The sequence below is a fragment of the Terrabacter sp. Root181 genome (genome assembly GCF_001428505.1).
Classification (GTDB): domain Bacteria; phylum Actinomycetota; class Actinomycetes; order Actinomycetales; family Dermatophilaceae; genus Terrabacter.
The window spans coordinates 59192-73580 of the sequence record NZ_LMHU01000005.1 but is presented as its reverse complement, the minus strand read 5'-3'; the positions used below and the strand labels follow the sequence as shown (position 1 = coordinate 73580).

Below are 14389 nucleotides of genomic sequence, written 5' to 3'. Positions count from 1 at the left end.
TCACTTCTCCTTGGCGAGCGCTGCGTTCATCTGCGTGGCGAGGTCCTTCAGGCCCGTCGCCGCGTCGACCTCGCCGTTCCACACCTTCGTGAGGATGTCGGTCTGGAGGGTCGTCCAGGCCTTGGTGTTCTTCGAGGCGGGGTAGGGCACGGCCGTCGCCACCTCGTCGACGTAGGCCTTGAGGTTGAACTGCGGCATCGACGTCACCCACGCCTCCTGGGTGCCCTCGTAGGCGGGGATGACGGCGCCGGCCTCGGCCTGGATCTGCGCGGCGCGCTCGCCACCGAGGAAGCCGACGAACTTCTGCGCAGCGTCCTGGTGCTTCGTCCTGGCGTAGATGACGTTGCCGAGGCCGTGGATGACCGAGACCTGGCCCTTCGGGCCGGCGGGGACCGGGGCGACGTTGACGGCGTCCTTGAGCTCGGGGACGCCGTTGTACTCGACCGCGGCCCACGATCCGTTCCAGTACATCGCGACCTTGCCGGCCTTGAAGAGGTCGCCCGGGCTCGTGTCGGTCATCTGCTGCACCGTCGGCGACGCGCCGTCCTTGACGAGCGAGGTCCAGAACTCGATGCCCTTGAGCGCCTCGGGGGAGTCGAAGCCGCTCTTGGTCCCGGCGGCGTCGATGACCTGACCGCCGGCCGACGGGATCGTGTCGTAGAAGCCGGCCTGGTCCTCGACCGGGGCCGCGGCGCCGTAGACGCCCTTGGTCTTGTCGGTGAGCGCGCGGGCGGCGGACTGGAAGTCGGCCCAGGTCCAGTCGTCCTTGGGGTAGGCCAGCTTCTTGGCGTCGAAGAGCGCTTTGTTGTACCAGACGCCGACGGTGTCGAAGTCCTTCGGGATGCCGTACGTCTTGCCCTCGTAGGTGTAGAGGTCGACGAGCGCCTCGGGGTAGTTGCCGAGGTCGAGCTTGGCGCGGCTGATCGTCTGGTCGAGCGGCAGCAGCTGCTGGTTGGCGGCATACAGCTTGACGTTCGGGCCGTTCATCCAGAAGACGTCGGGGGCGCCGCCGCCGGCCGCGGCCGTCTGGAGGGTCGTGAAGTACTGCTTGAACGGCGTCACCTGGATCTTGACGGTGACATCGGGGTTCGCGGTGTGGAACTCGTCGGCGATCTTCTGCATGGCCGGGACCTGGTTCTTGTCCCAGATGCCGTAGGAGATCGTGACCGGCCCGTTCTCCGGCTGGGCGTCGGCGGTCGCGCCACCGGTGGACTGGCCGCACGCGGCGAGGCCGAGCACGAGCAACGGGGTGAGCACGGCCGTGGCGGCCAGTGTGGACGTTCTGCGCATTCGCGACTCCTTGGGTGGGGGGCCCGCGGACGGCTGGTCGCCGCTGCGGTCCGGTGCACGTCATCGGGCAACCCAAGCCTGATCGCTCGTTTGTGCTTGGGCGGCACTACAATCGAGCACATTCGATCACGTGTCAATCCGTCGAACAGGGTCGAGAGGGGCTCGGGACGGGCCTGCGCAGCAGGCCGCCACGGGTCCCTGTGTGCTGCCCGGAAGCCCTCGGTCCAGGGGGCGGGCACCCGTTCGACCGTCCCGCGATGCGGACGGGAGGCGCCCGCAGACCAGCCCGCCGTCGGGCTGCCGGTCAGCCTGCGAGGACCTCACGCAGCCGCTGCGAGACCGGCCAGGCAACGTCGCTCCGGTTGGCCAGGACCGACCACGTCAGGGCCCGCGACGGCTCGTGCCGGGTGACCGCCGAGACGCCCGCGTCGTAGCCGTTGAGCACGACGCCGTCACCCGTCCCGTCGAGCCACAGGCCGAGGCCGTAGCGCCGGCCGTCGTCCATGACATCGGTGCGCGGGCGCAGCATCTCGGCGACCCAGCGCTCGTCGACGATGCGCCCGGCGAGGAACGCGTCCCAGAACGCGTGGAGGTCGGCGGCCGTCGTGTAGATCCCGCCGTCCCCACTGCCACGGACCGGCAGGTGCAGCACGTTGGTGCGCAGGCCGTCGGCCTCGAGGTAGCCGAGTGCCGCTCGGGCCGGCAGCTCGTCGGAGCGGAGGTATGCCGTGTCGACCATCCCGGCGCGAGCGCACACCCGCTGCTCCACCACCTCGTGGAACGCCGTGCCGGTCACCCGCTCGACGACGAGGGCGAGCACGACGAAGCCGCTGTTGCAGTAGGAGAAACGCTCTCCCGCAGGGAACTTCGTGGGTCGCCCGCGCAGTGCCGGGAGGTAGCCCTCGGTCGTGGCGAGCCGGTGGACGGGCACGGTCATGACGTAGGACGAGGCGTCGAGTCCCTCCTCCTCGTCGAGGTAGTCGCCGATGCCCGACCGGTGGCTGAGCAGGTGCTCGATCGTCACGTCGTCGCCGATGTCGGGCAGGTCGTCGCCGACGACGGAGCGCACCGGGGTATCGAGACCGAGGCGACCTTCGGCCACGAGGCCGACCACGGCGAGCGCGGTCAGGCCCTTGCAGATGCTGGCCGTCCCGAACTGCGTGTCGAGGGCGTTGGGCAGGCCGTGGGCCCGGTCGGCGAGACCGTGCGCCGACGCGTGGACGGTGCTGCCTGCGAGGTCGACCCGGACCACGCCGGAGAAGCCGTGCTCGTGGACCACCGCCGCGACCTCCTGGTCGAGGTCCGCCACGGCGCCCACTGCCCGTCGCCCCGTCGCCCTGTCGGCCCGCCGCCGTCAGGCGCCGACGTAGGTCGCGAGGTGCTCGCCGGTCAGGGTCGACCGGCCGGCGACGAGCTCGGCGGGCGTCCCCTCGAAGACGACGTTGCCGCCGTCGTGACCGGCCCCCGGTCCGAGGTCGATGATCCAGTCGGCGTGCGCCATGACTGCCTGGTGGTGCTCGATGACGAGCACCGACTTGCCCGACTCGACGAGGCGGTCGAGCAGCCCGAGGAGGTTCTCGACGTCGGCGAGGTGCAGGCCGGTCGTCGGCTCGTCGAGCACGTAGACATCGCCCTTCTCGGCCATCTGCGCGGCCAGCTTGAGGCGCTGGCGCTCCCCGCCGGACAGCGTCGTGAGGGGCTGGCCGAGCGTGAGGTAGCCGAGGCCGACGTCGGCGAGCCGCTCGAGGACCTTGTGCGCGGCCGGCGTGCGCGCCTCGCCCTCGTCGAAGAAGCCGAGCGCCTCGGCCACCGGCATGGCGAGCACCTCGGCGATGTTGCGCCCACCGAGCCGGTACTCGAGCACGGCCGCCTGGAAGCGCCGGCCCTCGCACTCCTCGCACGTCGACTCGACGGTCGCCATGACGCCGAGCTCGGTGTAGATGACGCCGGCGCCGTTGCAGGCCGGGCAGGCGCCCTCGGAGTTGGAGCTGAAGAGGGCGGGCTTGACGTCGTTGACCTTGGCGAAAGCCTTGCGGATCGGCTCGAGCAGTCCCGTGTAGGTCGCGGGGTTGCTCCGCCGCGACCCGCGGATCGCGCCCTGGTCGACGACGACGACACCGTCGCGCTTGGCGACCGACCCGTGGATCAGCGAGCTCTTGCCCGACCCCGCGACGCCGGTGACGACGCAGAGCACCCCCAGCGGGATGTCGACGTCGACGTCGCGGAGGTTGTTCGTCGACGCCCCGCGGACCTCCATCGCGCCCGCCGCCTCACGCAGCGAGTCCTTGAGGCTGACCCGGTCGTCGAGGTGGTGGCCCGTGATCGTGTCGCTCTTGCGCAGCGCCTCGACGGTGCCCTCGAAGACCACCTCGCCGCCCGCCGTGCCGGCCCCCGGGCCGAGGTCGACGACGTGGTCGGCGATGGCGATCGTCTCGGGCTTGTGCTCGACGACGAGGACCGTGTTGCCCTTGTCGCGCAGCTGGAGCAGCAGCAGGTTCATCCGGTCGATGTCGTGCGGGTGCAGGCCGATCGTCGGCTCGTCGAAGACGTACGTGATGTCGGTGAGCGACGAGCCGAGGTGGCGGATCATCTTGGTGCGCTGCGCCTCGCCACCGGAGAGCGTGCCGGCGGGACGGTCGAGCGAGAGGTAGCCGAGACCGATCTCGGCGAAGGAGTCGAGCAGGTGCTGCAGTCCGCGCAGCAGCGGTGCGACCGACGGGTCGTCGAGGTCGCGCAGCCACTCGGCGAGGTCGCTGATCTGCATCGCACACAGCTCGGCGATGTTCCTGCCCTTGATCTTCGAGCTCAGGGCCTCCTGCGACAGGCGGGTGCCCTTGCACTCCGGGCAGGTCGTGAAGGTGACCGCGCGCTCGACGAAGCGGCGCACGTGCGGCTGCATGGCGTCGAGGTCCTTGGAGAGCATCGACTTCTGCACCTTGGACAGGACGCCCTCGTAGGTGAGGTTGACGCCCTCGACCTTGATCTTCTCGGGCTGGCCGTAGAGCAGCTTCTGGAACTGCTTGTCGGTGAACGTCCCGACCGGCTTGTCCATGGGCAGTCCGGCGCCGCTGAAGATGCGGCCGTACCACCCGTCCATGCTGTAGCCGGGCACGAGCAGGGCACCCTCGGACAGCGACTTGGACTCGTCGTAGATCGCGGTCAGGTCGAAGTCGTTGACCGACCCCATCCCCTCGCACCGCGCGCACATGCCGCCCTGGTAGACCGCCTCGCGGACGATCGACGTCTCCTGGCGGTTGCCCTTGTCGGTCTTCATGACGCCGCTCGCGACCCGCGTCGGGACGTTGAAGGCGAACGCCGTGGGTGGCCCGATGTGCGGGGTGCCGATGCGGGAGAAGAGGATCCGCAGCATCGCGTTGGCGTCGGTGGCGGTGCCGACCGTCGAGCGTGGGTTGGCGCCCATCCGCTCCTGGTCGACGATGATCGCCGTCGTCAGCCCGTCGAGGTAGTCGACGTCCGGGCGCGCCAGCGACGGCATGAAGCCCTGGACGAAGGCGCTGTAGGTCTCGTTGATCATCCGCTGCGACTCCGCCGCGATCGTCGCGAAGACGAGCGAGCTCTTGCCCGAGCCGGACACGCCGGTGAACGCGGTCAGCCGCCGCTTCGGCAGGTCGAGGCTGACGTCCTTGAGGTTGTTCTCGCGCGCGCCCTGGACGCGGATCATGTCGTGGACGTCGGCCGGGTGGTGTCCACCGGAGGGGCGCGACGCGGTCTTCGCAGCGGTGCTCTTCGACTCCATGCGACGTACGCTACGGCCCCGCGCCCACCCCCGGCCTCCCGATTCCCGACGACCTCACCCGCGACGAACCGCCCACTCGCCGGGGTGGACGGCGCCGGCGATCAGGGGAGGAGGTCGTCGAGGTAGGTCGGCAGCATCTGCCACCACGTCGGCCAGTCGTGGTCGTAGGCCGGGCCCCAGTCGTCGACCCGGTTGGGGATCCCCTTGCGGCCGAGCACCTCGGCCACGGCCCACGCCTCGCTCGGGTCCTCCCACCGGCCACTGCCGGAGGCGAGCACGATCATCCGACGGCGCAGCAGGTCGAGCGTCTCTCCCTCGAGGTCGGGCAGGAAGTGCAGCGGCGAGCTGAAGTACAGGTCGTCGGTGAACCGGCCGCCGATGAACTTGTCGACGGCATACGTCCCGCTCATGCACACGGCGGCGTCGACGAGGTGTGGGTAGCGGCACGTGATCGCGAGGGCGTTGAACGCCCCGATGGAGGCACCGGCGACGACGACGGGGATCGGGCCGCCCACGTCGGAGTGGATCGCGGGGATGATCTCCTGCGCCACGGTCTCGTGGAAGGCGTTGAAGAGCGCCATGCGGTAGTCCGTCGACCCGACCCCCTCGGCCATCGCCTTACCGGCGACGCTGTCGCACGAGTAGATCTTGGCCCGTCCGGCGTCGATGAGCGGCTGGAGGTGGGCGACCATCTTGTGTCGCTCGACCTCCTCCGCGTCACCGCCCGCGGTCGGGAAGAGCAGCACCGGCACGCCGTAGGTGCCCCATCGTGCGACGGTGATGTCCTGGCCCAGTCGGTCGGAGTACCACCGGTCGGTCACCTTCATGGGTTACCTGCCTCTCTCGCGCTCGTCACTCGTAGACGAACTTCTGGGGTCCGGGGAAGAGCCACGCGAGACCGTCGCCGAGACGGTCGCGCCAGTTCTCCCAGTTGTGGCCGTCGCGCGACTCGGTGTAGCGCACCGTCATCCCCGTCTGGCGGAAGACCGGGACCATCGACCGGTTCGGGGTGATGAGCGGCTCGTAGACGCCGCACGACATGAAGAGCCGGTCGACGACCGCGGACGGCTTCTCGCGGAAGCGGTTGACGAACTTCACGACGGGGTCGAACGCCGGCCCCCCGCCGTGGTCGAAGCCGATGTCGGTGAAGACGAGCGAGGCCGACTGGAGCATGAGCGAGCCGAAGAAGCCCGGGTAGCGCACCGCCGTCGACACCGAGGCGATGCCGCCGAAGGAGCTGCCCATGAGACAGCGGGCCTCGGGCGTGTCGATGAGGGGCAGGCGTTCGGTGAGCAGCGGCACGAGCTCGCGCGCGATGAAGCGGGCGTGCGGCGCGTGGTTGGGGTACTCCTTGAGCCGGTCGCGCGGCGGGACGAAGACCGCGACGAGCGGGTCGACGTCGAGACGGTGGATGAGGTTGTCGAGCACGGTCTTCATCGCCGCGAACTGGAGGTAGTCGGTGCCGTCGTGGACGACGAGGAGCGGGTAGCGCTGCGCGCTGTTGAAGCGGGCCGGCAGGTAGATCTGCACGGGCTGTTCGCGCCGGAGGGCCTTGCTCCGGATGTGCTCCTCGACGAGGGTGCCCGGGCGGGCCTCAGGGTCGTACGCCACCCACTCGGGCACGCGGTAGCCGATCGCCGCGCACACCGACGACGACCCCATGGGGCTGTGCGCCAGGCGCGGGTTGAGCGGGTCGTTGAAGCGCTCGTAGTGATCGCCCTTGCGGATCTCGATCTGGTACTCGACCCGCGAGCCCTCGGGCAGCACGGTCGTCACGGCCCAGAGGTCGGACTCACCGATCCGCTTGAGCGGCAACGGATCCGGGAGCCCGACCACACGGTGCCGCACCCAGACCTCGTCGACGTCGCCCCGGTAGAGGAAGGTCGCGCGCTCGCCCTCGATGATCGGGCAGCCGAAGCGCTCGACGAAGCCGTCGATCGTCGGCCCGTCGAGCGGCAGGCGCTCACGCAGTCGGTTGACGGCAAGACGTTCCATGGCACTCACGCGACCCCCACCACCGAGACGTGACCGGTGCGGTCGATGACGCGCGCGCCGGCGGGCAGGTCGGTGGCGCCGTCAGGGAATCGCACGACGGCGCCGTCGTCGAGCAGGAGCAGCCGGTGCTCGGCGAAGCGCCGGGCGAGGACCGACATGCGCTCGTGGTCGTCGAGCAGCAGTCGGCGCTTGGCGTGCGGCAGCGCGACGATCCCGGGCAGGCGCCCGAGCCCCCGGTCGTGCAGCTCGGCCGCCGTCACGCCGTGGGGCGTGAAGTCGTGGAAGAGGACCACCTCGTCGGTCAGCGCCATCGCACCGGCCGACCACGCGACGACCGACTGGTCGGGCCGGAGCACGACGTCGAAGACGCGCATCGTCCGCAGCAGCGTGCGCACGTTGCCGCCCGCGATGACGACGGCCTCGCACTCGTCGAGGATCGCCCCGATCTCGCCCTTGTGCCAGCCGATGGTGCCGCTCTCGTCGGTGGGCGCCGTGGCACGGACGGCGCCGTACAGCTCGTCGAGCTCGGCGGCATACCACCGGTCGACCTCGCGGACCGCCTCCATGGCGGACTCCTCGGCGATCGGGCCCACGGCGTGGATCGAGGTGCGGTGCGCGACGGCGTGCACGGCGTCGATGGCGGCCTGGAGCCGGATGCCGTAGAACGCGCGCAGCTCGTCCATCCGGTCGCGGAAGGCGAGCGCGGCGGCTGCGAAGTGCTCGTCCTTGGCCAGCACGTCCATCATCCGGTGGTGCAGGCGGAGGTTGACGCCGCGCCCGTCGAGGTGGCCGGCGAGCTCGGCGTCGTCGGACTCGCGCTCCTCCCACCCGGAGTTGACCATGGCGATGCGCCCGGTCACCCCGAGGGAACGCACGGTGGGGCCCACGGTCGTCGTGAACCGTTGGGGCCCGAGCAGGATCGTCGTCGACATCGAGAGAGAGCTCAGCCGCACTCAGCCTGCGTGCACGTGGATCGTGCGACCGACGTCGTCGAGCATGGCGCGCGCCGTGTCGAAGTCGGGGTGACGCAGCCGCACCCACGCGTTGGCCATGTAGCCGGCCTCCACTCCCTGCGTGCCGTGGCCGACCGGCGGGAAGTGGCCGTCGATGACCCACTCGCCGTAGCGGGACTGGATGTCGTCGATGCCGGTGTAGCCCGCGATGGACCCGTCGTGGTCGGGGCGGAGCGCGACGATGCCGGCGGCATACGTGCGCTGCATCCGCTGCTCCGGGGCGCGGTGGGTGATGACGTGCGCCCACTCGCGGTAGACGTCGACCTCGTTGGCCGAGGAGTAGACGTCCCACGCGCCGACGCCCGGCGGGCGGCAGCCGATCTCGCTGAACTTCAGGCCCTTCGGGCCGTAGAACCACTCCATGTGCGTCGCCGACGTCTCGATGCCGAGCGCCTCGATGACGCGACGCCCCAGCTCGCGGACCTCGGCGTAGAAGGCGTTGCCCGGCTCGTCGATGCGGTTGGTCGTGATGAACTGCGGCGAGATCCAGCGGTGGCGCATCGCCTCGAGGACGTTGGGGTAGTAGTGCGTCGCCCAGTCGTGCACGACCTGCCCGTCGAGGCTGATCGTGTCGTAGAAGCCCTCGTGGCCCTCGACGAACTCCTCGATGGCGATCGAGCTCGCGCCCTCGCGGGCGTAGCCCTGCAGGGCCTGCTCGAGCTCGTGGTCGCTGTCGACGCGCACCGTGCCCTGGGCGCCGGCGCCCGCGCGCGGCTTGAGGATGAGCGGGTAGCCCTCGCGCTCGGCGAAGGCCCGTGCCTCGGCGCCCGAGTCGACGGCGGCGCTGGCAGCCGTGGGGACGCCGGCTTGGCGCAGCGCCTCCTTCATCGACGGCTTGTCGCGGCACAGCCACGTCGTGCGGACGCTCGTGCCGGGGATGCCGCAGGCCTCGCGCACCTGGGCGGCCGGCATCGTGTGCGCCTCGACGGTCGCCTCGAGCGCGTCGATCCAGACCTTGTCCTGGAAGTAGCGGACCGCCTCGACCATCTGGTCGACGTTGGTCACCGAGCCGACGCGGTAGTAGCCACGGAGCGCGCCGAGCAGCTCCTCGCCGAGGTGGGCCTCATCGGACTCTCCGATGCCGTAGACGTTCGCGCCCACCGAGGCGAGCGCGTGCACGAAGCGACGCTGGTTCGCCGGGAACGACGGCTCCACGAAGATGATGTTCACGGCCTCGACGCTATCGGTCCACCGGGAGCACCGCCACGGACCGCCGTGTGCCGCCGCGCGGGTCGCGGGGCAAAAGCGGACGTCGGAGCGGAATCGGGACGAGACTGGGGGTGTCGCATCTCGGGCAGCACCTCACCCCTCAGGAGGAAGCCATGTCGAGCACCGTCCCGAACCCAGCGTCACCCGATCCGACCGACCCGACTCCCGAGCCGCCGAGGACGCGACGCGAGGCTGCGGCCACGTGGGAGGCGCCGTTGAGCCCGTCCGGGTGGTCGACGGCCCTGGTCGTCATGGGCATCCTCTCGATCGTCCTCGGCATCCTCGTGCTCGTCTGGCCGAAGGCAACGCTGCTCATCGTCGCGATCCTGTTCGGGCTCCAGCTCATCATCGCCGGGGCCCTCCGCCTCGGGATGGTCCGCGACCTCCCGAGCGACCCGGGCTGGCTCAAGCCCGTCTCGATCGGGCTCGGGGCGCTCTCCATCGTCGCCGGCATCATCTGCCTGTTCCGCCCCAACGCGTCCCTCTTCGTCATCGCGCTCTTCATCGCGATCGGCTGGGTCGCCGAGGGCATCGCCGCGCTCGTCCAGGGCTTCGGCTCCGACCGGACGACCGGCACGCGGGTCTTCCTCATCGTCAGCGGCGTCGTCTCGATCCTCGGCGGCCTCATCGTCGCGATCTTCCCCGGCTCCTCGCTCATGGTGCTGACCCGCATCGCCGGCATCGCGCTCATCGTCATCGGCATCGTCGAGCTCGTCACGGCCGTCATGGCCCGCCGAGCCGCCGGCAACAGCAGCAGCGGCAGCGGCAGCACGACGGCGCCCGCCACCGCCTGACCGCGTCAGGTCACCGGACGGCATACGACAGCGTGGAGGTTCGCACCCCGCCCGAGGGGTGCGAACCTCCACGACGTGCGACGTCAGGACGGCTGCGGCAGGTCCTCGAACTCGTAGACGCGGCGCACCTCGACCGAGACCTCGTCGAAGAGCGAGGCGAACCTGCCCGCGAGCTCGAGCGCCTGCTCCTTGCTCTCGACGTTGACGAGGGCGAAGCCACCGATGACCTCGCGTGCCTCGCTGAACGGGCCGTCGGTCACGGTGACACCAGCGCCCTCGGTCTTGCGGACGATCGCGCCGTCCTTGCTCTGCGTCACGCCTTCGGCGGCGAGCAGGACGCCCGACTCGGCGTACTCGCCCATGAGCGCGCCCATCGCGTCCTGGAACTCCTGGCTGGGGTTCCACGCCTCGGGGCGGGACTCGTCGATCTTGTGGATCATGAGGTAGCGCACGGTTCTCTCCTTCGACTGCGTGCCGGGTCGGTCCCAGCCTCCACCACGACGTCGATCAGCGGCAGCCTCGCTCGACACTTCGATTCCCGAAACGTCGGCGGCCTAGAGCCAGCCGCGCTCCTGGGCGACCCGGGCGGCCTCGGCGCGGGTCGACGTCCCGGTCTTGCCGATGGCCGAGCTGAGGTGGTTGCGCACCGTGCCGGGAGAGAGGTGCACGACCCCGGCGACGGCGGCGACCGTGCCACCGCGCAGCGCCACGGCGAGCACCTCGCGCTCCCGCTCGGTGAGCGGGTTGGCGCCGTCGACGAGCGACTCGGTGGCGAGCGACGGGTCGACGACCCGCAGCCCGGCGTGCACCCGGCGCACCGCCTCGGCGAGCTGGCGGGCCGGGGTGTCCTTGACGACGAAGCCCGACGCGCCCGCCTCGAGCGCGCGGCGCAGGTAGCCGGGGCGGCCGAACGTCGTGACGACGAGGGTGCGCACGCCCGGGAGCGCATCGCGCACCGCGGCTGCCGCGGCGATGCCGTCGATGCCCGGCATCTCGATGTCGAGCAGGCACACGTCGGCGGCCGAGGCCCGCGCGGCCTCGACGACCTCGTCGCCACGGCCCACCTCGGCCACGACCTCGAGGTCGGGCTCGAGCGCGAGCAGCGCGGCGAGCGCCCCACGCACGAGGGCCTGGTCGTCGGCCAGCAGCACCTTGATGGTCGCGCTCACAGCGTCACCTCCAGCACGGTCCCGTGGCCCTGCGGGCCCGTCTCGATCGAGAGCCGACCCCCCGCGGCCGCGACCCTCTCACGCAGCCCGCGTATGCCGTTTCCCTCGGGCCGCGCGTCGAGGCCGCGTCCGTCGTCACGAACCGTCAGGCCGTTCGTCGCGAGCTCGACCCAGCAGGCGTCGGCGTCGCTGTGGCGCACGACGTTGGTCGTCGCCTCGCGCAGCACCCAGGCGAGCACGGTGCGGTGACGCGGGTCGACGGCGCCCGGGTCGTCGGGCACGTGGCCCTCGATCCCGGCACCCGCGAGCGCCGTGCGCGCGGACGCGAGCTCGTCGCCGAGGCGCGCCACCCGGAGCCCCCCGACGGTCGCCCGGATCTCGGCCAGGGCCTGGCGGCTCAGGGCCTGGATCTCGGCGAGCTCGCCCTTGGCCCGCTCGGGGTCGAGGTCGACGAGGCGCTCGGCCAGCTCCGCCTTGACCGTGACGACGGTGAGCGAGTGACCGAGCACGTCGTGGACGTCGCGGGCCACGCGCTCGCGCTCCTCGACGACGGCGAGGTCGCGGGACATCTGCTCGTAGTCCTCGCCGCGGTCGGTCATGAGCCGGACCGCGCCCGTCATCGCGCCCACGGCGAAGACGATGATGGCCACGACCCAGGTGCCCTCGTCGCGGTCGACGAAAACCGCGACGGCCGTCGCGATCGCGACGCACGCGATGCCCAGCGCGATCGACCATGCGAGCGGCAGCGCGAACATCCCGAACGACACGACGAAGGGCAGGAAGCTGAGGCTGCCGGCGCCGATCAGCGGGGTCAGGGCGGCCGCGCATCCGACGAGCACGAGCAGGTAGACGACGCCCCGGGGCCGGGCCGGCTCGCAGTCCCGGTGGAGGCGCTGGAGGTGCTGGGCGCCCAGGCCGTAGACGACGGCGAAGGTCACCACGAGGGCCAGGCCGAGCACGACCTGCCAGAGCGGTAGCCCGCTCGACACGATGGCGATGGCCGGGAAGACGAGGAAGACCAGCCACACCGACTGGACGACCCAACCGAAGCGCTCCCACGGGTTGCGCCCGTGCGGGCCGGGCCGACCGGACGGCACGGGTTCCGTCCGCTCCGTTTCCGTCCGCTCCGTCACTGGCGCTCCCGCCCGCGGCGCACGAGGAGCACGGCGGACACCCCGAAGACCGCGAGCCACGCGAGCACGTTGACGATCGGCAGCCACAGCGGGTCGCGCGACCCGTCGGGCAGGTAGCCCTCGGTGAGCGGGTAGCGGGCCAGGGCGGCATACCCGTAGAGCGGCGTGAACTTCGCGAAGGTGAGCAGCGCGCCGGACAGCGGGATGAAGAGGTTGCCGAGGAAGGCGAAGATCACCATGGTGCCGCTCGCGGCGCCGACGGCGGCCTCGGAGCGGAAGGCGGTGCCGACGAGCAGGCCGTAGACCGCGAAGACGGCCGAGCCGACGAGGCAGAGGACCGCGCTCAGCGCCCACGCCTGCGCGGACCCGCGGGCGCCGGTCGCGGCGCCGAGGGCGAAGGTGAGCAGGATCGGCACGGCCGCGACGGTCATCGCGATGAGCGCCTTCATGGCGATGTAGGACGAGTCGGCGAGGGGCGTGAGTCCCAGCTGCCGGCCCCAGCCCTGCTGGCGCTCGACGGCCGCGTTGCCGCCGATGCTCGTCGTCGCGGTGACGGCGCCGTAGGCGGCCATGCTGATCATGACGTACATCGCGACGTTGCCGTTGCCGATGGTGGCGTCCTTGGCGTCGACGGTCGCGCCGAAGATCAGGTAGAAGAAGGCGGGCAGGACGGCGGTGAAGAACATGCCTGCCCAGTCGCGGGTGATCCGGCGCATCTCGAGCAGCGTGAAGGTGGCGTTCATCGGACGAGCTCCTTCTCGGCGTCGAGGTCCCGGCCGTCACCGGTCAGGGTCATGAAGGCCTGCTCGAGGCCGGCCGTGACGATCTCGAGGTCGGTGCCCCCGAGGTCGAGCAGCAGCAGCCGCGCGACCGCGTCGGAGTCGGCGGCCGTGACGACCACCCGGCTCCCGCGCTCGACGACGTCGTGCACTCCCTCGACCGTCCGCAGCCTGGCGACGGACTCGGCCACCGAGCCGGGCGGCAGCGTCGCGGAGACGGTGCGCCCGCTCGCCTGCGACCGGATCTCGGCGGTCGTGCCGTCGGCGACGATGCGTCCGCCCGCGATGAGGACGATCCGGTCGGCGAAGGCGTCGGCCTCCTCGAGGTAGTGCGTCGCGAAGACGACGGTGCGCCCGGCGCTCGCGTCCTCGTGCATCGTGTCCCAGAAGTCGCGCCGGGCCGTGACGTCCATGCCGGCCGTCGGCTCGTCGAGCACGAGCAGGCGCGGGTCGGGCAGCAGGGCCAGGGCGAAGCGCAGCCGCTGCTGCTCACCGCCGGAGCACTTGGAGACACGGCGGCCCGCGAGCAACGTCAGCCCGGCACGGTCGATGACCTCGTCGACGGGGGCGTGGGCGACATACGTCGACGCGATCATGCGGACGGTCTCGCGGACGGTGAGGTCGCGCAGCAGTCCCCCCGTCTGGAGGACGGCGGACACGTGACCGCCGACGACGGCCTCACGCGGGCGGCGGCCGAAGACCTCGGCCGTGCCGCTCGTCGGCTCGGTCAGCCCGAGCACCATGTCGAGGGTCGTCGTCTTGCCGGCGCCGTTCGGGCCGAGGAAGGCGACGACCTCACCGGGCTCGATGTGCAGGTCGATGCCGTCGACGGCTCGGACCTCAGTGTCCTGGGACCCGCGTCGGGGAGGGAAGCTCTTGACGAGCGAACGCAGCTCGATCGCCGGCGCCCCCGAGGCGCCGTCGAGCGGGCGAGAGGTGGTGGTCATGAGTCAACTCTCCCGCTCCGGGGCGCACCGCGTCAGCAGCAGGCGTCACGTCCTGCCCGTGACAGGTGTCACGATCACCGGGAGTCCAGGGACGCCACGACGACCGAGACGCGGCGGGGCCGCCCGTCAGGGGCGCCCGGCGCGTCGCCGAGCAGCTCGCGCGGCAGGTCGACGGTCTCCGCCCCGGAGCGGGCGGCCGTCGGGCAGCACGAGGTCGGCCGTGCAGACCTCGTGAGTGGGCGTCGGGCTGTCGGTGTGGTCGGTCACGCATCCACCCAAACGGACCGGGCGTCACTGCTCAAC

13 protein-coding genes are annotated in these 14389 nt (G+C 71.2%); 1 reads left to right on the top strand and 12 read right to left on the bottom strand.

The window, feature by feature from the left end; genetic code table 11:
- The 7 genes from ASD90_RS09180 to ASD90_RS09150 all read right to left on the bottom strand — a co-directional run bounded on the left by ASD90_RS09180 (nucleotide 1) and on the right by ASD90_RS09150 (nucleotide 9225).
- Nucleotides 1–1290, bottom strand: a complete 1290-nt coding sequence (locus ASD90_RS09180) for a sugar ABC transporter substrate-binding protein (RefSeq protein ID WP_056754942.1) — start codon at nucleotides 1288–1290, stop codon at nucleotides 1–3.
- A gap of 304 nt (nucleotides 1291–1594) precedes the next feature.
- Nucleotides 1595–2599 carry a serine hydrolase gene (locus ASD90_RS09175; RefSeq protein WP_056756294.1) on the bottom strand — a complete coding sequence of 335 codons (1005 nt, stop codon included), beginning with the start codon at nucleotides 2597–2599 and terminating at the stop codon, nucleotides 1595–1597.
- 45 nt (nucleotides 2600–2644) lie between these two features.
- Nucleotides 2645–5047 (bottom strand): excinuclease ABC subunit UvrA, encoded by a 2403-nt coding sequence (locus ASD90_RS09170; RefSeq protein WP_056754939.1) that lies wholly within the window; start codon nucleotides 5045–5047, stop codon nucleotides 2645–2647.
- 101 nt (nucleotides 5048–5148) lie between these two features.
- Entirely contained in the window at nucleotides 5149–5874 is a 726-nt protein-coding gene (locus tag ASD90_RS09165) for an esterase family protein (RefSeq protein ID WP_056754936.1), read from the bottom strand.
- A gap of 25 nt (nucleotides 5875–5899) precedes the next feature.
- Entirely contained in the window at nucleotides 5900–7042 is a 1143-nt protein-coding gene (locus ASD90_RS09160; protein WP_056754934.1) for an alpha/beta hydrolase-fold protein, read from the bottom strand.
- 5 nt (nucleotides 7043–7047) lie between these two features.
- The gene (locus tag ASD90_RS09155; RefSeq protein WP_235506510.1) at nucleotides 7048–7995 is read right to left on the bottom strand and encodes a hypothetical protein; all 948 of its coding nucleotides are present in this window, start codon (nucleotides 7993–7995) and stop codon (nucleotides 7048–7050) included.
- Nucleotides 7996–9225: an acetyl-CoA carboxylase biotin carboxylase subunit family protein gene (locus ASD90_RS09150; protein ID WP_056754932.1), complete on the bottom strand. Its 1230-nt coding sequence runs from the start codon at nucleotides 9223–9225 to the stop codon at nucleotides 7996–7998.
- Nucleotides 9226–9377: 152 nt separating this feature from the next.
- Between ASD90_RS09150 and ASD90_RS09145 the strand changes: the two genes are divergently transcribed.
- A complete protein-coding gene (locus ASD90_RS09145; protein ID WP_082588598.1) occupies nucleotides 9378–10058 on the top strand; it encodes an HdeD family acid-resistance protein in 681 nt (226 codons plus the stop codon).
- Nucleotides 10059–10141: 83 nt separating this feature from the next.
- On the opposite strand, the gene ASD90_RS09140 is transcribed toward ASD90_RS09145, so the two are convergent.
- From ASD90_RS09140 to ASD90_RS09120, 5 genes are all read right to left on the bottom strand, one after another.
- A complete protein-coding gene (locus ASD90_RS09140) occupies nucleotides 10142–10510 on the bottom strand; it encodes a YciI family protein (protein ID WP_157611068.1) in 369 nt (122 codons plus the stop codon).
- Between the two features lie 102 nt (nucleotides 10511–10612).
- Nucleotides 10613–11227, bottom strand: a complete 615-nt coding sequence (locus ASD90_RS09135) for a response regulator (RefSeq protein WP_056754929.1) — start codon at nucleotides 11225–11227, stop codon at nucleotides 10613–10615.
- Nucleotides 11224–12324 (bottom strand): sensor histidine kinase, encoded by a 1101-nt coding sequence (locus tag ASD90_RS09130; RefSeq protein WP_056754927.1) that lies wholly within the window; start codon nucleotides 12322–12324, stop codon nucleotides 11224–11226. The genes ASD90_RS09135 and ASD90_RS09130 overlap by 4 nt, the downstream gene beginning before the upstream one ends.
- Before the next feature lie 32 nt (nucleotides 12325–12356).
- Entirely contained in the window at nucleotides 12357–13103 is a 747-nt protein-coding gene (locus tag ASD90_RS09125; RefSeq protein ID WP_056754925.1) for an ABC transporter permease, read from the bottom strand.
- The gene (locus ASD90_RS09120) at nucleotides 13100–14086 is read right to left on the bottom strand and encodes an ABC transporter ATP-binding protein (RefSeq protein WP_056754922.1); all 987 of its coding nucleotides are present in this window, start codon (nucleotides 14084–14086) and stop codon (nucleotides 13100–13102) included. The genes ASD90_RS09125 and ASD90_RS09120 overlap by 4 nt, the downstream gene beginning before the upstream one ends.
- Nucleotides 14087–14389 lie beyond the last annotated feature (303 nt).

Excerpts from the sequence above, each read along its gene's own strand:
- ASD90_RS09160 (WP_056754934.1), bottom strand. The coding sequence starts at position 7,042 with ATGGAACGTCTTGCCGTCAACCGACTGCGTGAGCGCCTGCCGCTCGAC.
- ASD90_RS09120 (WP_056754922.1), bottom strand. The coding sequence starts at position 14,086 with ATGACCACCACCTCTCGCCCGCTCGACGGCGCCTCGGGGGCGCCGGCG.
- ASD90_RS09125 (WP_056754925.1), bottom strand. The coding sequence starts at position 13,103 with ATGAACGCCACCTTCACGCTGCTCGAGATGCGCCGGATCACCCGCGAC.
- ASD90_RS09170 (WP_056754939.1), bottom strand. The coding sequence starts at position 5,047 with ATGGAGTCGAAGAGCACCGCTGCGAAGACCGCGTCGCGCCCCTCCGGT.
- ASD90_RS09180 (WP_056754942.1), bottom strand. The coding sequence starts at position 1,290 with ATGCGCAGAACGTCCACACTGGCCGCCACGGCCGTGCTCACCCCGTTG.
- ASD90_RS09145 (WP_082588598.1), top strand. The coding sequence starts at position 9,378 with ATGTCGAGCACCGTCCCGAACCCAGCGTCACCCGATCCGACCGACCCG.
- ASD90_RS09165 (WP_056754936.1), bottom strand. The coding sequence starts at position 5,874 with ATGAAGGTGACCGACCGGTGGTACTCCGACCGACTGGGCCAGGACATC.